The sequence below is a fragment of the Actinoplanes sp. NBC_00393 genome (genome assembly GCF_036053395.1).
Lineage (GTDB): Bacteria > Actinomycetota > Actinomycetes > Mycobacteriales > Micromonosporaceae > Actinoplanes.
In genome coordinates, this window is sequence record NZ_CP107942.1 from 8,101,598 (window position 1) to 8,117,092 (window position 15,495).

Genomic DNA, 15,495 nt, shown 5'->3' on the forward strand with positions numbered 1-15,495 from the left:
AGCCTTAAAGAGACCGAAAACCCTTCTGAAAGCGCGCGACGGGCTCGGGAGGTGCGGCGTGCAGAAGAAATCCGATGCGTGCGCCGCCCAGTGGACTACGGTCGAGAACCATTTGCCCACGGACAGTTTCCGCAGCACGGCGCACGATGTCCAGACCCAGACCGGTCGAGCCGGCGCCGCTGAAGCCGCGCTTCACCGCGTTCTCCGGATCCGGGATGCCGGGGCCGGCGTCGTCGACGAGCAGGCCGCTGGCCGAGACGCTGACCCGGAACGCGGTCCCGTCGGGGGTGTGCGAGAAGACGTTGCCCAGCAAGGCGTCCACCACCAGGATCACCTCACTCGCCGGCATCGGGACCGGGACCGGCTCGTTGCCGCCGACCACCTCCCACGGGCGTTCCTGGTCCTCGGCGAGCACCGACCAGAAGGCCAGCCGGTCGGCGAGGACCTCGACCAGGTCGCACTCCTCGGTGCCGCGCTTCTCGATGCTGCCCAGCCGGGCGCCGGTGATGATCGCTTCGAGTTCCTCGTCGAGCAGGTCACAGGCCTGCCGCATCCGTTCGGCGATCGGGCCGGGCGGCATCGCCTCCACGTCGAGGCGAAGACCCGTCAGAGGCGTACGCAATCGGTGGGAAAGGTCGGCGGCCAGCTCGCGCTCGCGATCCAGTAGCCGGCGCAGATCGTCGGCCATCGTGTTGAAGTCACGGGCCGCGTCGCGCAGCTCGCGCGGCCCGGTCGGGGTGATGCGTTCGTTGAGCTCGCCGCCGCCGAGGCGGCGGGTGGCCGCCGCGAGCTGGCGGGTGCTCTTGACCAGCTGGCTGCCGAGCCGGTCGGCGAGCAGCACCGAGCCGCCGACCAGCACGATCGCGAGGCCGCCGAGGGCGAGCCAGGCCGACCAGACGCCGCGCCGGGTCTCCTCCTCCGGGACGAAGACCTCGACCACGACGGTACGGCCGTCCGTCAGCACAGTCGGCTGGAGGTAAGCGACGCCGCCGGTGGCGTGCGCGGTCGCCGAACGCCGTTCCTGCACCGCCCGTTGCACAGTGGCGTCGCTGAGGTGCGAGGTGCCGATCGGGTCCAGGCCCGGCAGGTGGATGGCGAGCTGCCCGGCACTGCCGGCCGCGGTGCTGGCCACCGCGTTGGTCAGTGCCACCAGGTCGCTGTCCACCCCGAGCACGGTCACCATCGAGGTGGCCTGCTGCTTGGCCTCCGAGATGGCCTGGTCATAGGCGATCTGCCGGACCGCGACCGCCAACGGCACGAGGAACGCCAGCGCCACCATCGACGTGATGGCCAGCGCCAGGCGGTTGAGCGCCCACCTCATTGCGGATCGACCATCATCACGCCGACTCCTCGGACGGTGTGCAGGAAGCGGGGTTTCGCCGCGGTCTCGCCGAGTTTGCGGCGCAGCCAGGAGATGTGTACGTCGATGGTCTGTTCCTCGCCGATCCGGGCCTGCTGCCAGACCTGGTTCATCAGCTCGCGCCGGCTGATCACCTGGCCGACCCGCTCAGCGAGGTACGCCAGCACGTCGAACTCGCGCCGGGTCAGCTGCAACGGCTCGCCCCGCAACTCCACCCGGCGCTGCCGCGGCTTGATCACGAGCTCACCCACGGTGATGGCGTTCGGCTGTTGCTCCTGGGTGGTGCGGGCCCGGCGCAGCACCGCCGAGATCCGGGCCAGGATGTGCCCGCCGGAGAACGGCTTCGTCACGTAGTCGTCGGCGCCGGCCTGCAGCAGTGCGATGATGTCCGCCTCGGAGCGCCGGGCAGTGGCGACGATCACCGGTACGTCGGACACGGTCCGCATCATCCGCAGCGCATCGGTGCCGTCGATGTCGGGCAGCCCGAGATCGAGAATGACCAGATCCGGCCGCTCCTGGGTGACGATCCGCAACGCCAGGGCCGCCTGACCGACCGGGCGCACCACATGCCCGGCATCGGTCAGGGCACGCGTCAGGGCGGCCGTGATGATGCGGTCGTCCTCGACCAACAGGATCATCGCCATGGCGACAACCATAGGGCCAGGTGAGAGGATGGGCGTCGTGCGATCTTCCAGGTGGCTGCCGATAGCCGGGTGGTGTGTGGCCACTGCCACCAGCATCGTGCTCTCCTCGTTCGCGCTGTCCCCGGTGCTGAACGCGGCTCGGGCCGACGACGAGCTGCCGGATCTGGATCAGTTGCCGGCCGCCGAGGTCGCGGTCACCACGACCGCCGCGCCGACACCGCCGCCCGCCGCGGTGGAGCGTCCCGAGCCGTCCGTCTCGTCGACCGAACCGACCCGCCCCACCCCGTCCAAGACGAAGCGGAAGCCGACGTCGAAACCGCCCACCAGCGCGCCGGCGCAGCAACCCACGACGAAGCCGTCGACCACCACCGAGGACGGTTGGACCGTCACCATGGGTAACGACGGGATGAAGACGTATGTGCGCTCGTTCTCCTGTGAGGGCGGCCAGGCCGTGATCAAGATGACCAGCAAGGGGACCGTCTCGCTGGTGACCGCGACCCCCGCGGATGGATTCACGGTGCAGAAGACCGGCTCCGACACGAACCTCGCCGTCTACTTCACGTCGACCGGGAACAGCTTCATCGTGCATGCGCAGTGGTGGAACGGAGCACCACTCGTCGAAATCAGCAAGGTCGGCAGCTGACTTCATTGTGCGATCACCACAACATCACATTCGCCGTTCACCTCTGCCTTTCCGGCAGTTCGCGATCTAGGGTTCCCTCCAAGGTGTACAGGAGGGGCTCACGTGACCGACGGAACGTTCAGCACGGTGGTGGTTCCCGGCCGTCCGACCGGAGTTCTGGCGGATGCCTGGGGCCGGTCCGCGGTGCGGGACGTGATCCTCACGGTCAGCGCCGCAGCCGCGGTGGGCGCCGCCGCCCAGATCGTGATCCCGGTTCCCGGTTCGCCGGTCCCGATCACCGGGCAGACCTTCGCCGTCCTGCTGGTGGGCGCCACCCTCGGCGCCTCCCGTGGCGCGGCCGGCATGCTGCTGTACGTTGCGGCCGGCGCACTCGGCGTCCCGTGGTTCGCTGACGGCACCGCCGGCTGGCCCGCCGCCACCGCCGGTTACCTGCTCGCCTTCATCCTGGCCGCCGCCCTGACCGGCCAACTCGCCGCCCTCGGCGCGGATCGGCGTCCCTGGCACACCATCGGCTTGATGGCCGCCGGCAACGCCCTGATCTACCTGGTCGGGGTGCCCTGGCTCGCCTTCGCCACGGGCATGGACCTGGCTACCGCCCTGGCCAAGGGCTTCGTGCCCTACCTGATCGGCGACGTGCTGAAGACCGCGCTCGCGGCCGCCCTGCTGCCGGCCGCCTGGATGCTGGTCAACCGGCGGCTCACCGGGCGCTGATCCGTAATACACAGGCTGAGTACACAGGCTGTGGATAACTCGAACGGGTGTGCTAATCCGGTCAGCGGATGACCTTCGGGAGGCCGATCCGGGTGCGCACACCCGGCGCGTAATGCACCAGCGGCGCGCCGTGCGGCCGGGGCAGTCCAGCCGCCTCGGTGATGTTCTGGCGCAGCTCGACCACCTCGGCCCGGTGCAGCTGCCAGCTCGGATGCCACACGTCCACGGTGACCAGGCGGCCCATCTTGACCGTGTAGAGACGGTGCCGGGTGGTGAGGAAGTGGTCGAGCGGGCCGAGATCGGGCTCGGGGTACGCCGCACCGGCACGGATGCCGATGCGGTAGTTGGCGCCGCGTGGCTCGTACCGTCGAATGCCCTGGTATGTGGTGACGTCTCCCTCGGCCTGCAGGGACATGCGTGCCCAGCGATACGGCAGGCCCAGGCCGGCCCGGGCCAATGCGACGGCCGGCAGTCGGGCCGCGTCCAGGGAGAAGAACCAGATGCCGGTGCCGCCGTCCGGCCCCTGCACGTAGGTGCGGAGGTTGGTCTCCGGGAACCGGGACAGCCACGGCAACTCGGGGAAGCGGGGTGGGCGCACCTCGCACATCAGAAACGGGATCAGGCCCACCCACACCTCGCCGTCGATGGTGTGCGGGGTGAGCTCGGCCGGCAGCAGCCGGCTCACCGCCTCCGCGGGATAGCGCCAGTGCAGGAACGTCAACTGCCGCCACTGCTGGATCATCATCGCGGTGCCGATCTCGGCCATCGGCGGAGCGAGCACATCGACCACCCCCTGGCCCATTTTTCACCAGGAGGGGCGATCAGATGTCCAGGTTCGCCTCGATCCGCTTGAGCTGGTGCCGGGCGAGCGCGAGGTTGGCCCGGTCCTTGTTCAGCGCCAGGTAGAGGAAGAGGCCCAGGCCGGACCGGCCGGTCAGGGGGCGGATCAGGTGGTACTGACTGTCCATCGTGATCAGGATGTCCTCGATGTTCTCGCGCAGGTCGAGCATCTCCATGGTGCGCAACTTCGCCCGGATCACCTCGGTGTTGACGGCGGCCGCCACCGTCAGATCGAAATCCTTGCTGCCTCCGGCGAGGCCCAGCGCCATCCCGCTCGAACGGTCGACGAGCGCCACGCCGATGGCGCCGTCGATCTGCATCGCGTCCTTGAGCGCTACGTCCATGTCCGGCATCTCGGGTCCCTCCCGTGGTCGTTCCAGGTCTGTATTCGAGCCTGTACGACCCCGGTGGGATCAGGTCGCACACGATGTCCGGTTGGCCGCGACCGCGACGTGGGATTCATTACATGTCTGCCGAGCCAGTTGAAGATTTCTGCAACTCCGAAAATCCGCACATGCCGTTACCGAGCCGGCGTCCCCGCCGTTGTGCGGTGGGTAGAGCCAGGAGGGGACGCCGTGTCCGTGCCGCTGTACCAGGCCAAGGCCGAGATGTTCCGCACCCTCGGCCACCCGGTCCGCATCCGCGTCCTGGAGCTGCTGCAGGACGGCCCGAAACCGGTCCGGGACCTGCTCGCCGAGATCGACGTGGAAGCCTCGAACCTGTCTCAGCAGCTCGCCGTACTGCGCCGGGCCGGCATCGTGACGTCGTTCCGTGACGGTCCGCTGGTGATGTACGCGCTGAGCACCCTCGCCGTCGCCGACCTGCTCGCCGCCGGCCGTCGCATCCTCGGCGCGGTCCTCACCGATCGCGACGGCCTCCTGGTCGAACTGCGCACACACCGTCCTTAGCCAGCCGGGTCAGCGTGCCCAGCCACTCCTGCCAGGACCGGCGACGAGCTGGTGGCGAAGGATCGGCCGGCGCGACCGGGGGTGTGACGGGCAGGGGGTCCACCAGACCGGCCGACCGGCGTACCTTGCGCAGCCGTTCCGCGAAGTCCGCCATCGTCGCCACTGTCGGGATCGGCGCCAGCGCCTCGTCGATGAGCAGTGCCAGTCCGGGCCACTCGGCGAGCGCCTCGTCGCCCGAGCCGGGCCACGGCGCGCCGGTGACCAGGCGGAACAGCAACAGCGTCAGCGCCACCACGTCGTCGCCGGGGGTGGGAGCTGGCCGTCCCACCGGTGCCGCGAACTCGGTGAGCAGCGGAGCGCCGGACGCGTCCAACAGGATGTCCTCCGGCCGTAGCCGGCCGTGCGCCATCGGCGGGCGCATCGCGTGGGTGCGGGCCAGCGCCTCGGCCAGAGCGCTGACGATCCGTAGCCCTTCGGCGGCCGACGGCGGGTCTTCGCTGGTCAGCGCCTCGGCCAGGGTGCGGCCCTCGACGAGGTCGAGGGCGAGCCAGGGTCGGCCGGTCGCGGTGATCCCGCCGAACCGGACCGGGACGATCGACTGGTGCCGGCCGAGTCCGATCGTGGCGGCGCAGTAGGCGGCGAAGGCGGCTTCCTCGGCACGTCCACCGGCATAGCGGTGGAAGAGCTTCAGCACGGCCCATCGACCGGCGCGCTCGTCCCAGGCCCGGTACACATCCGCCTCGGCACCGGAACCCGTCCGTTCCAGGCGGGTGTAACCGGCCGGCGTATCGATGCCCGGACCGCGCGCCGCGTCCACCTATCAGCTCCCCTCGAGACCTCTTGGGAACGAGACTACGACCCCGCCTCCCCACCAAGATCATCCGAAGAGGCGAACCGGGACCGGCGGCAGAGGCGAACCGGGACCGGCGGCAGGGGGCGTCGTTGACCCCGCCCCGGTCCCGGAGTCCGTGCCGCGCCTCAGACCGACCGGTAACCGGCGATCGTCGCGGCCAGGATCTCCCGGCCCGGGCGCTGCCAGAGCTGGTCGTTCATCACCTCGACCTCGATCGGCCCGGTGTAGCCGGCCTTCTCCACCGCATCGTGGAACGCCCGCATGTCGACGCAGCCGTCGCCGGGCAGACCACGGCCGGTGAGCACGCCGGCCGGCAGCGGGGTGATCCAGTCCGCGAGCTGGTAGATCGCGATCCGCTCGCCGGCCTGCTCGATCTTCGGCAGGACGGTGTCGTCCCACCACAGGTGGTAGGTGTCGACGGTGACGCCGACGTGGCCGACCGGGTGCTGCTCAGCGATCGCCATGGCCTGGTCCCAGGTGCTGATCACGCAGCGGTCGGCGGCGTACATCGGGTGCAGCGGCTCGATCGCCAGGGTCACCCCGGCTTCGGCGGCGTGCGGCACCAGTTGGGCGATCGCGTCGGCGACGTGAGCGCGCGCCCCGGCGATGTCCTTCGAGCCCTCGGGCAGGCCGCCGGAGACCAGGACCAGCACCGAGGTGCCCAGTGCGGCGGCCTCGTCGATCGCCCGGCGGTTGTCGTCGAACCAGTCCGGCGCCTGGAAGAAGCCGCTGCGGCAGAGCGTGGTCACCGACAGGCCGGCGTCGCGGACCAGGGCGGCGGAGCGGTCCAGGCCGTACTCGGCGACCGGCTCGCGCCACAGCGCCACCTTGTCGACGCCGGCCTCGACGCAGCCTTTCACCATGTCGGTCAGCGCCCAGTGCTTCGCGGTGATCTGGTTGAAGGAGAACCGTTTCATCCGGCCGTCACCTCGAAGAATCGGTTGGCGCGGTGTGCCGCGAGGGAGGGGTCGGGCAGCAGGCCCGCCGCGTCGGCCAGCTCGATCAGCCGGGCGAAGTGCGGCACCGAGCGGCCGGACTGCAGGCCGCCGACCATGGTGAAATGCTCCTGGTGCCCGGCGAGCCAGGCCAGGAAGACGATGCCGGTCTTGTAGTAGAAGGTCGGCGCCTTGAAGATGTGCCGGGACAGCGGCACGGTCGGCGCGAAGATCCGGTCGTACTCGTCCAGCTCGCCGCGGTCCAGGGCGGCTAGCGCGGCTGCGGCGGCCGGTGCGATGGCGGCGAAGATGCCGAGCAGCGCGTCGGAGTAACCCTGCTCGTCGCCGCGGATCAGCTCCGGGTAGTTGAAGTCGTCGCCGGTGTAGAGCCGCACCCCGGCGGGCAGTCGGCGGCGCAGCCGGATCTCGTGGTCGGCGTCGAGCAGCGAGATTTTGATGCCGTCGACCTTGGCCGGGTTGGCGTTGATCAGCTCCAGAACGGTTTCGGTGGCTTTGTCCACGTCGGACGAGCCCCAGTAGCCTTCCAGGGCCGGGTCGAACGCGGTGCCCAGCCAGTGCAGCACGACCGGCTTGTCTGATTTATCGAGTAAATCGCGATAAACGGTTAGGTAGTCGTCGGCGCTGACCGCAGCGGCAGCCATGTGACGGCTGCACATCAGCACCGGGTTCGCGCCGGCCGTCAGCACATCGGCGAGCTGCTCCTCGTACGCCGCGCGTACCGCGGAAAGCGACGCCGGACCCGGCGGCAGCTGATCCGTAGCGACCCCCGCAACGATCTTGCCGCCGGCGGCGGCAGCCGAGGCCGCGCTGCGCCGGATGAGCTCCCGGGTGGCCGCGTAGTCCAGGCCCATCCCGCGCTGCGCGGTGTCCATCGCCTCGGCGACGCCGAACCCGTGCGACCAGAGGTGGTGCCGGAACGCCAGGGTGGTCTCCCAGTCGAGGACGGCCGGCGCGCCGGGCGCGTTCTCCGCGCGCGGGTCGGCCACCACGTGCGCTGCCGCATACGCAATCCGGCTGGCCGGCGGGTTCGCCGGTTTCGTCCAGGCTTGCTCACCGGCCAGGGTCAGCTTGCGTCCGTCGGGCAGATTGACGACGCTCATGCCAGCTCGATCCGTCGGCCCTCGCGCGCCGACTGCAGGCCCGCCTCGGCCAGCCGAACCCCGCGGGCGCCGGAGCCGAAGTCCCAGTGGAACTGCTCGTCCGCGACCACGTGCCGCAGGAACGCCTCCCACTGCACCTTGAAGCCGTTGTCGAACTCGTCGTTGTCGGGCACCTCGGTCCACTGGTCGCGGAACGACGCGCCGGTCAGCGGCAGGTCCGGGTTCCACACCGGCTTCGGCGTGGTGGCCCGGTGCTGGATCTTGCAGCCGCGCAGGCCGGCGACCGCACTGCCGAGCGTGCCGTCGACCTGGAACTCGACCAGCTCGTCCCGGTTGACCCGAACTGTCCAGGAGGAGTTGAGCTGGGCGACGATGCCACCCTCCAGCTCGAAGATCGCATAGGCGGCGTCGTCGGCGTCCGCCACATATTCCTCGCCGCGCTCGTCGACCCGCCTGGTGATGTGCGTGGCCGTGGTGGTCTGCACCGCGCGGACCGCGCCGAACAGCTCCTCGAGCACATAGTTCCAGTGCGGGAACATGTCCATCACGATGCCGCCGCCGTCGGCCAGCCGGTAGTTCCACGAAGGACGCTGGGCCTCCTGCCAGTCACCCTCGAACACCCAGTAGCCGAACTCGCCGCGCACCGAGAGGATCTGCCCGAAGAAACCGCCGTCGATCAGCCGCTTCAGCTTGCGCAGGCCCGGCAGGAAGAGCTTGTCCTGCACCACACCGTTGCGCACGCCGGCCGCGGCGGCCAGCTCGGCCAGCTCCTCGGCAGCCGCGGAACTCTCGGCGAGCGGCTTCTCGGTGTAGACGTGCTTGCCGGCCGCGATCGCCTGCCGGATCGCCTTCTCCCGCTGCGCGGTCACCTGCGCGTCGAAGTAGATCTCCACGTCCGGGCGGGCCAGCGCGGCATCCAGGTCGGTGGTCCACTCGGTCAGGCCGTGCCGCGCCGCGAGCGCGGCCAGCTTGTCCGGATCCCGGCCGACCAGGACCAGCTCCGGCCAGATGTGTCCGCCACCGGCGAGCGGAACTCCGCCCTGCTCGCGGATCGCGAGCAGGGAACGGACCAGGTGCTGCCGATAGCCCATCCGACCGGTCACCCCGTTGATGACGGTTCCGATCGATCTGCGCGCTGCCATGCGAGTCCTCCGAGCGATCTGTAGGAAAGCGCTTTCCTGCTGCTGGCAGCGTAGGCTTATAGGTCGCTGAAGGACAAGAGGCATTTCACGGTACGGGCTACGAAAGGTTCCGCCGAGCCGCGCGGGCCGGGCAGCACTCCGGGCCGCCCGGCGACCGCCGGGCTTAAGCAGGTGGCTGGGCGGGCCCGGCCCGGGTGGTCGGGTCGGCGCCGGTCCGGAGGGCTGGGCGGGCGCCGGTCCGTGGTCGTGTCGGCGCCGGCTTGGATCATCCCGGGATGCGATGCAGGAAGCGGTGGCCCACCTCGGCGACGTCGGCAGCGGTCCACTCCAGGGCCTCGGCGGCGATGGTCACCTCGGTCATCGCATATCCCGGCACCTCGGAGTCGCGCCAGCCGCCGACGAACCAGAACTTCTCCTGCTCGGCCAGGGCCAGCGCCGCGGCGTCCAGGTCGCGGGCCGGGTGCGGCAGCCAGAGCCGGAACTGGTGGGTGTGCGGCGGCAGCGGAAACACTCGCGCACCGGGCAGAGTGGACAAAGCTTCCGCGATCGCGCGAGCGTGCCGGACGTACCCGGGTAGTCGCGGCAGTTCCCGGTCCAGTCCGGTGAGGGCGAGCAGCGCGGCCGGCCACTGCTGGAAGACGTTGCCGCCGTAACGGTGTCGCCAGGCCCGGGCGTAGGTGGCGAGTTTCGCCGTCCCGGCGAGCGCGGCGCCGCTGATCCCGTCGACGGACTTGTAGAACGAGACGTAGGTGCTGTCGGCCAGGGCCGCGACCTGCCGCAACGTGCGCCCGAGGAACGGTGTCGACTCCCAGATCCGGGCGCCGTCGAAGTGCACGCGGGCACCGGTCGCGCGGGCCGCCGCACAGGTCGCGGTCAGCTCCGACCAGGCCGGCAGGACAAACCCGGCGTCCCGCAGCGGAAGTTCGATGACCACGGTCCCGACCGGCTCACCCAGCGCGGCGATGTCGGCGGCGATCGGGTTGCGCGCCTCGCCGGTGGACCGGACGGCACGCAGGCCGGTCAGTTGCGCGTACGCATGCCGCTCGTGCACCTCCTGGTGCCCCAGCGGATGCAGGGCAACGGCCGAGCGACCGGTCCGGTCGGCGCCGTACCGCAGCGCCACCTGCTGCGCCATCGTGCCGGTCGGGAAGAAGACCGCGGCCTCCGTGCCCAGCAGGTCCGTCACCCGCTCCTCCAGCACGGCCACCGGCCCGTCGCCGTAGAAGTCGGTGGGATCGTCCAGGTCACCGCGGGCGTCCAGCTCGGCGAGGCGTTCGCGCATCGTCACCGGGCGGACGCCGGAGAGGATCCGGTCGCAGGCCCGCATGGCGGCCAGACGGTGCTGACGCGTGTTGTCCGACATCGCCGGATAATCCCAGATCGTTGCGTCGCGCCGCTAGGCTGCATCGATGATCGTCGCTCCGGCTACCGCGCTGCCGCCGTTGCTCACCGACCCGCCGTGGCTGCATCCGGTCAAACCGGCCAAGCCGGTAGTGATTCCGGGCCTGGCCTGCACCGACCCGGCGACCATCAGCTGGTTGCCGGGTGAGCGCGAGCAGTGGCGCCGCACCCGTTTCCAACGGATCGGTGAGGGCGAGCGCGACTGGCCGGGCATCGCCGCCGCGATCGCCAGCAGGACCGCGGTCTGGTACGACGAGATCGAGTTCTTCACCGACGCCCCCGAGGAACTCGCGCGGCCACTGCTCGCCGGCTGGCGGACCGAGGAGGTCTGGGCGGCCGACGCGTGGTTGCGGATCCTCGTCGCCCGTTACGAACTCGACGCCCTGCCCGTGACCCTGGCGATCGCCCGGGACGGGACGCCGGAGGTGGCGGCCGCGCTTCTGCCGTACGCCGCACCCGAGATCGCCACGCTGATGGCCGACTGGCTGGCCCGGCTCAAGACCCTGCGGCGCACCGCGACGACCTGGCTGCGACGACACCCCGCCGAGGCCGCCCGCGCCCTGGTACCACCGGCGTTGGCCAAGGCCGGCACCGCCCGACGGCAGGCCGAACGCGCCCTGCTCACCCTGCCCGCCGACACCGTTCGCGCAGCCGCGACCACCTACGGACCCGAGGCCGAGGCCGCGATCACGACCCTGCTGGCCACCGACCCGCTGACCGTCCTCCCGCCGAAGATCCCACCCATCCCGGCCTGGAAGATCTCCACCCCGGTACGCCTACGCGACGGCTCCGGCATCCTGCCCACCACCGCGACCGCCCACCTGCTCACCATGCTCGCGATCTCCCCACTCGACGACCCGTACGCCGGTCTCGCGATCGTCCGGCAGGTGTGCGAGCCGGCCGACCTGGCCGAGTTCGCCTGGGAGGTGTTCCAGCACTGGCAGTCGTCCGGCGCCGAGGCGAAGCAGAACTGGGCGCTCACCGCCCTGGGCCTTCTCGGCGACGACGAGACGGCACGCCGGCTCACCCCGCTGATCCGCGCCTGGCCCGGGACGGGCGGGCACGCCAAGGCCGTCACCGGCGTCGACGTCCTGGCCGCGATCGGCAGCGACGTCGCCCTGACGCATCTGAACGGGATCGCCGAGGGCGCCGATTTCGCCGGCCTGCGATCAGCCGCCCAGCAGAAGATCACCGAGGTCGCCCTCGCCCGCGGGCTCACCCCGGAACAGCTCGGCGACCGTCTGGTCACCGACGGCCCCGCGTGGCTGGAACGGGCGATGGTGACCGGCCGGCGGTGGACCGGCGCCGAGTTCCGCCGGGTCCTCGTCGGCCACCCGCTGCTCGGGCCCCTGGTCGGGCAGCTGGTGTGGGGCATCTACGACACGGCCGGCGCACTGATCCGCGCCTCTTCCACGTTGGAGGATGAGAAGGACGAGGCGATCGTGGGCATCGCGCACCCGCTGCAACTCGGCGATGCGGTGACCACCTGGACCCGGACCTTCCCCGTGCAGCCGTTCCCGCAGCTCAGCCGCGAGGTCTACACCCTGACCGCGGACGAGGCGGCGGGTGATCAGCTCACCCGCTTCGAGAACCGCACGGTCGCGACCACGAGGCTCCTCGCTCTGGAACGGCACGGCTGGCGGCGCGCGAAACCCCAGGACGCCGGCATGCAGACCCGGATGGAGCTCCCGATCACCCCCGACCTGGAGGTGGCCGTCGAGCTCGAGCCCGGCATCGCCGTCAGCGCACCGCGGAACTTCCCGGAACAGAAGCTGACCGAGATCTACCTGCACGATGGCGCGGGCGGCCGGCTTCCTCTCGGCCGGCTGGACCCGGTGGCCGCCTCCGAGCTGCTCCGCGACCTGACTCAGGCCGCGGCGGCCACGTCGTCCGGGTAGGCGGTGCCGAGCTCCTGGAAGACCGCACCGTTGAAACCGAAGGCCAGCTGGGCCTCGGCGACCATCGCGGCCAGCTCCTCCTCCGGCAGATCGAGGGCGTCCAGCCGTTCCCGGTACGCCGTCTTGTAGGCGCGCGGGTCGGGGATCTGCTCGAAGCGGTAGAACGAGGTGCCGGCCTGGTCCAGGCCGTACGTCGCGGCCAGCGAGCGGCCGATCAGCTGGCCACCGCTGAGATCACCCAGGTAGCGGACGTAGTGGTGGGCGATGAAGTGGGCCGGCGACGTACGGCAGTGCTCGCGCAGCCGCTGCGTGTAGCGCTCGGTGGCGGCCAGCGTCGTGACCCGGCTCTCCCAGTCCGGCCCGTACAGGTGGGCCAGATCGGACTCGAGGGCGGCGACCCGGAACAGGGCCGGATCGGCGAACGGGCCCGCCACCGCGTCGGTGCGCATCAGGTCGGCGGCCGACTCGAGCTCCCGGTAGACCGCCAGGTACTGGGCAGTGAGCTCGGCGAACCCGTCGAGCGGGACGGTGCCGGCCATCAGGCGGGAGATGAAGGTCCGGTTCTCGGCCTCCCGGTGCTCGACCATCGTGGCGCGGCGGATGCGGGTCGCGAATCCGGTCATGTCGGCTCGGTCCTTCCTGGTGCTTCAGCTGACGACGGGGACGAGGCACGACACCGATGTCGTGTTCATGATCCTCATGGAGTGGTCACGGTGTCCAGACCCGCTTCCACCGACTGTGCCCGGGCCATCGCCCGGCGTCGACGAATGAAGCGGATGAAGCGGAAGAACAGGTACAGGACGGCGACGCCCAGGACGACGATCAGGACCCACGGCCAGGCCCAGACGCCGGTGCCGCGGGAGACCGCCGGGAGTTTCTGGTCGAAAGCGGCGGGTTCCACGTCGACGTGCGCGGAGAGGCGGATCGCCGGCTGCACCCCGACGATCCTCTCGGTGATCGTCACCGAACCGCCAGGAAGCAGTTCCGGGATCTCCATCGCCTCCGTGCGGGCCAACTGCCAGCCGAAGGGGCCGGTGACGCGTACCGAGCCGGTGCCGTCGAGCCGCTGGTTGCCGGTGTTGCGGACCAGATAGCTCACGGTCATCACGCCGCCGTCGGCCGGGTTCGCGGACTGCGCGTACTCCAGGCGTACGGTGTCGATCTTCAAGGTGGGCGCGACCGCGCCTGCCACGGTGAGATAGACGCGGGCCGCGACCCGGCGATCCACCAGCACTTTCTGGCCGTTGGCGTCGGTCTGCTCCTCGGCGATCGAGGCGATCACCCCGCCCGCGTGGTCACCGGGCGTCGCGTTCGCCGGGACCGTGATCGAGAAGGGCACGTCCAGGCGGGTGTTCGCCGGCACGGTGTACTCGCGGGCGCCGAGCGCGATCCACGACCCGATGTCGGTGGGCTTCTCCGCCGCCGCTAGCAGCGCGAACGAACCGTCGTCGGTGTTGTACGCGTCAGTGCCGTACACGGTGAAGGTCTGTGGTTTCGCGGTGAGGTTGGTGATGCCGACGTAGTCGGTGAGCCGTTCGCCGGGGGCCGCGCGCCGGATGATGAAGTCCCGCCCGTCCGGACCTTTCGCGGTCGACGGTTGCACGGACCAGCGCACGCCGGTGTCGCCCGGCGCGGCCGACGCGGGCGCAGGTGCCAGGATCAGAAGAAGTACGGCGGCCAGCACGCCCCGGACGATCATGTTGCTCCTTACGATGGGGGACGAGCCGGCCGGGAATAGTTGCGGTATCCCCGGCCGGTTCCCCGCCTCGAGAGATCAGGCGAGCGTCAGAGTGAGCACGGCGCTGTACTCACCCGCCGCGCTGGACTCGGGAACACCGAGCTTCAGCGCCGCGCCACAGGTGGAGCTGCCGAGGCTGCTCCCGGTTTCCGCACTGCAGAGGGTGCGGCTGGTGCCCAGGCCGGTGCCCGGCGCGACCGGGTTGCCCGGGGTGACCGCGTTCTGCACGCCGTCCGCGGCGACCAGGCCGCTGTTGACGACCGCGGCGGTCGGCTCCCAGCCCAGGTTGGCGGCCGGGATGGCGCCGCCACCGGTGGACGTGAAGTCGGTGACCTGGCCGACCAGGTCCCAGCCGGAGTTGGTGCCGCGCAGGTCGCTGACCGTGACCGCGTTGAGGCTGCCGGTCGCGGTCTGCCCCGGGGTGGCGCCGGCCAGGGCCACGGCCGAGCCGGCCGAGGTCAGGGTCAGCGCGCCGCCGGTGACGGCCGCGGTGATCCGCTGCGCCGCGGAACCGGTGCCCGGCTCCGGGTCGGTGGGGTCGGTCGGATCGGTCGGGTCCGTCGGATCGGTGGGATCCGTCGGGTCCGTCGGGTCCGTCGCCTGGTCCGAGGCCGTGGCGGTCAGCGGGTCGAGCGCGGTGCCGGCCGTGTAGAAGCCGGTGAACGCGCTGGCGCCCGCGGCGGTCAGCGTGGTGGCGAGGTTCGAGAACGTCACGTCACCGTCCGCGACCGTGGGCGCGGTGGTCGCCACGGTGGCGATCTCGGCCTGGTCGAGGTGCTGCTGCGTGGTGCCGCCGTTCGCGACCAGGTCCACGTCGGCGAGCAGCGAGCCGGTGCCGTCGCCGTCCACGACCAGGGTCGGGTTGGCGAGGGTGATCTCGAACATGTGCGACGGGTACGAGAAGACGACCGTCCCGCTGTAGTTCACCGTGGCGGTTCCGACTGCGCTGTCGTACGTGCCACCCTTCGCCGGGAAGTCGAAGGTCCCGTCGGTGTTGCGGGTGGCGCCGTCGCTGACCGCGATCGGCGGGGTGCCGTTGCCGGTCGAGACGTACGTCCGGAACGACGCCTTGAATCCCCAGTCGAGGCTGCCACCAGCCACGTCGACCGGTGCTGCGAGGGCGGGTGCGGCCCCGGTCAGCGCCGTGGCGGCGCCGATCGCGATCGCACCGGCCCACATGGCGACCCGATGCGGGCCGTTGTTTGTGCCCATGCTCGTCTCTGTTCCTTCCGATGAGGGCAGTGCTCGCTTGCACGAGCGAAGTTAGGCTAGCCTCACCTAATCTCGAGATCAAAACAAGA

The 15,495-nt window shown here is 70.7% G+C and carries 16 protein-coding genes; 4 read left to right on the forward strand and 12 right to left on the reverse strand.

Annotation, left to right across the window (positions count from 1 at the left end):
- Positions 1 to 4 precede the first annotated feature (4 nt).
- Positions 5 to 1,321, reverse strand: a complete 1,317-nt coding sequence (locus OHA21_RS37435; protein WP_328463249.1) for a HAMP domain-containing sensor histidine kinase — start codon at positions 1,319 to 1,321, stop codon at positions 5 to 7.
- Positions 1,318 to 2,004 (reverse strand): response regulator transcription factor, encoded by a 687-nt coding sequence (locus OHA21_RS37440; protein ID WP_328463251.1) that lies wholly within the window; start codon positions 2,002 to 2,004, stop codon positions 1,318 to 1,320. Before OHA21_RS37440 ends, OHA21_RS37435 begins: the two co-directional genes overlap by 4 nt.
- 28 nt (positions 2,005 to 2,032) lie before the next feature.
- Here OHA21_RS37440 and OHA21_RS37445 point away from each other — a divergent pair, with 28 nt between their 5' ends.
- Together OHA21_RS37445 and OHA21_RS37450 are read left to right on the forward strand one after the other, a co-directional pair.
- A complete protein-coding gene (locus tag OHA21_RS37445; protein ID WP_328463253.1) occupies positions 2,033 to 2,647 on the forward strand; it encodes a DNA mismatch repair protein MutL in 615 nt (204 codons plus the stop codon).
- 102 nt (positions 2,648 to 2,749) lie between these two features.
- Positions 2,750 to 3,358 carry a biotin transporter BioY gene (locus OHA21_RS37450; protein WP_328463255.1) on the forward strand — a complete coding sequence of 203 codons (609 nt, stop codon included), beginning with the start codon at positions 2,750 to 2,752 and terminating at the stop codon, positions 3,356 to 3,358.
- A gap of 61 nt (positions 3,359 to 3,419) precedes the next feature.
- Here the strand turns inward: OHA21_RS37450 and OHA21_RS37455 are convergent, their stop codons facing one another.
- On the reverse strand, positions 3,420 to 4,160 hold the full coding sequence (locus OHA21_RS37455) for a YqjF family protein (protein WP_328463257.1): 741 nt from the start codon (positions 4,158 to 4,160) through the stop codon (positions 3,420 to 3,422).
- Between the two features lie 19 nt (positions 4,161 to 4,179).
- Positions 4,180 to 4,551 (reverse strand): hypothetical protein, encoded by a 372-nt coding sequence (locus OHA21_RS37460; RefSeq protein WP_328463259.1) that lies wholly within the window; start codon positions 4,549 to 4,551, stop codon positions 4,180 to 4,182.
- A gap of 222 nt (positions 4,552 to 4,773) precedes the next feature.
- Between OHA21_RS37460 and OHA21_RS37465 the strand changes: the two genes are divergently transcribed.
- Complete coding sequence (locus OHA21_RS37465) at positions 4,774 to 5,106, forward strand: ArsR/SmtB family transcription factor (protein WP_328463261.1); 333 nt, start codon at positions 4,774 to 4,776, stop codon at positions 5,104 to 5,106.
- Here OHA21_RS37465 and OHA21_RS37470 read toward each other — a convergent pair.
- The 5 genes from OHA21_RS37470 to OHA21_RS37490 all read right to left on the reverse strand — a co-directional run bounded on the left by OHA21_RS37470 (position 5,057) and on the right by OHA21_RS37490 (position 10,520).
- Positions 5,057 to 5,923, reverse strand: coding sequence for a hypothetical protein (locus OHA21_RS37470; protein WP_328463263.1), 867 nt, complete (start codon positions 5,921 to 5,923; stop codon positions 5,057 to 5,059). The two genes, OHA21_RS37465 and OHA21_RS37470, sit on opposite strands and share 50 nt — an antisense overlap.
- A 161-nt stretch (positions 5,924 to 6,084) precedes the next feature.
- The gene (locus tag OHA21_RS37475; RefSeq protein WP_328463265.1) at positions 6,085 to 6,876 is read right to left on the reverse strand and encodes a sugar phosphate isomerase/epimerase family protein; all 792 of its coding nucleotides are present in this window, start codon (positions 6,874 to 6,876) and stop codon (positions 6,085 to 6,087) included.
- Positions 6,873 to 8,015: a dihydrodipicolinate synthase family protein gene (locus OHA21_RS37480; protein ID WP_328463267.1), complete on the reverse strand. Its 1,143-nt coding sequence runs from the start codon at positions 8,013 to 8,015 to the stop codon at positions 6,873 to 6,875. Before OHA21_RS37480 ends, OHA21_RS37475 begins: the two co-directional genes overlap by 4 nt.
- Entirely contained in the window at positions 8,012 to 9,157 is a 1,146-nt protein-coding gene (locus tag OHA21_RS37485; protein WP_328463269.1) for a Gfo/Idh/MocA family protein, read from the reverse strand. The genes OHA21_RS37480 and OHA21_RS37485 overlap by 4 nt, the downstream gene beginning before the upstream one ends.
- 265 nt (positions 9,158 to 9,422) lie before the next feature.
- Positions 9,423 to 10,520, reverse strand: a complete 1,098-nt coding sequence (locus OHA21_RS37490; protein ID WP_328463271.1) for a threonine aldolase family protein — start codon at positions 10,518 to 10,520, stop codon at positions 9,423 to 9,425.
- A 46-nt stretch (positions 10,521 to 10,566) separates the two neighbouring features.
- On the opposite strand from OHA21_RS37490, the gene OHA21_RS37495 reads away from it, so the two are divergent.
- A complete protein-coding gene (locus OHA21_RS37495; RefSeq protein WP_328463273.1) occupies positions 10,567 to 12,456 on the forward strand; it encodes a DUF4132 domain-containing protein in 1,890 nt (629 codons plus the stop codon).
- Here the strand turns inward: OHA21_RS37495 and OHA21_RS37500 are convergent.
- The 3 genes from OHA21_RS37500 to OHA21_RS37510 all read right to left on the reverse strand — a co-directional run bounded on the left by OHA21_RS37500 (position 12,426) and on the right by OHA21_RS37510 (position 15,406).
- On the reverse strand, positions 12,426 to 13,079 hold the full coding sequence (locus OHA21_RS37500) for a biliverdin-producing heme oxygenase (protein ID WP_328463275.1): 654 nt from the start codon (positions 13,077 to 13,079) through the stop codon (positions 12,426 to 12,428). The two genes, OHA21_RS37495 and OHA21_RS37500, sit on opposite strands and share 31 nt — an antisense overlap.
- Before the next feature lie 74 nt (positions 13,080 to 13,153).
- A complete protein-coding gene (locus tag OHA21_RS37505) occupies positions 13,154 to 14,155 on the reverse strand; it encodes a WxL protein peptidoglycan domain-containing protein (RefSeq protein WP_328463277.1) in 1,002 nt (333 codons plus the stop codon).
- Positions 14,156 to 14,230: 75 nt separating this feature from the next.
- A complete protein-coding gene (locus OHA21_RS37510; RefSeq protein WP_328463279.1) occupies positions 14,231 to 15,406 on the reverse strand; it encodes an HtaA domain-containing protein in 1,176 nt (391 codons plus the stop codon).
- Between the last annotated feature and the right edge of the window lie 89 nt (positions 15,407 to 15,495).

What these genes read in the sequence shown, in the direction of transcription:
- OHA21_RS37435 (WP_328463249.1), bottom strand. Translation starts at nt 1,321, where the DNA reads ATGAGGTGGGCGCTCAACCGCCTGGCGCTGGCCATCACGTCGATGGTG.
- OHA21_RS37440 (WP_328463251.1), bottom strand. Translation starts at nt 2,004, where the DNA reads ATGGCGATGATCCTGTTGGTCGAGGACGACCGCATCATCACGGCCGCC.
- OHA21_RS37445 (WP_328463253.1), top strand. Translation starts at nt 2,033, where the DNA reads ATGGGCGTCGTGCGATCTTCCAGGTGGCTGCCGATAGCCGGGTGGTGT.
- OHA21_RS37455 (WP_328463257.1), bottom strand. Translation starts at nt 4,160, where the DNA reads ATGGGCCAGGGGGTGGTCGATGTGCTCGCTCCGCCGATGGCCGAGATC.
- OHA21_RS37460 (WP_328463259.1), bottom strand. Translation starts at nt 4,551, where the DNA reads ATGCCGGACATGGACGTAGCGCTCAAGGACGCGATGCAGATCGACGGC.
- OHA21_RS37475 (WP_328463265.1), bottom strand. Translation starts at nt 6,876, where the DNA reads ATGAAACGGTTCTCCTTCAACCAGATCACCGCGAAGCACTGGGCGCTG.
- OHA21_RS37480 (WP_328463267.1), bottom strand. Translation starts at nt 8,015, where the DNA reads ATGAGCGTCGTCAATCTGCCCGACGGACGCAAGCTGACCCTGGCCGGT.
- OHA21_RS37485 (WP_328463269.1), bottom strand. Translation starts at nt 9,157, where the DNA reads ATGGCAGCGCGCAGATCGATCGGAACCGTCATCAACGGGGTGACCGGT.
- OHA21_RS37490 (WP_328463271.1), bottom strand. Translation starts at nt 10,520, where the DNA reads ATGTCGGACAACACGCGTCAGCACCGTCTGGCCGCCATGCGGGCCTGC.
- OHA21_RS37495 (WP_328463273.1), top strand. Translation starts at nt 10,567, where the DNA reads ATGATCGTCGCTCCGGCTACCGCGCTGCCGCCGTTGCTCACCGACCCG.
- OHA21_RS37500 (WP_328463275.1), bottom strand. Translation starts at nt 13,079, where the DNA reads ATGACCGGATTCGCGACCCGCATCCGCCGCGCCACGATGGTCGAGCAC.
- OHA21_RS37505 (WP_328463277.1), bottom strand. Translation starts at nt 14,155, where the DNA reads ATGATCGTCCGGGGCGTGCTGGCCGCCGTACTTCTTCTGATCCTGGCA.
- OHA21_RS37510 (WP_328463279.1), bottom strand. Translation starts at nt 15,406, where the DNA reads ATGGGCACAAACAACGGCCCGCATCGGGTCGCCATGTGGGCCGGTGCG.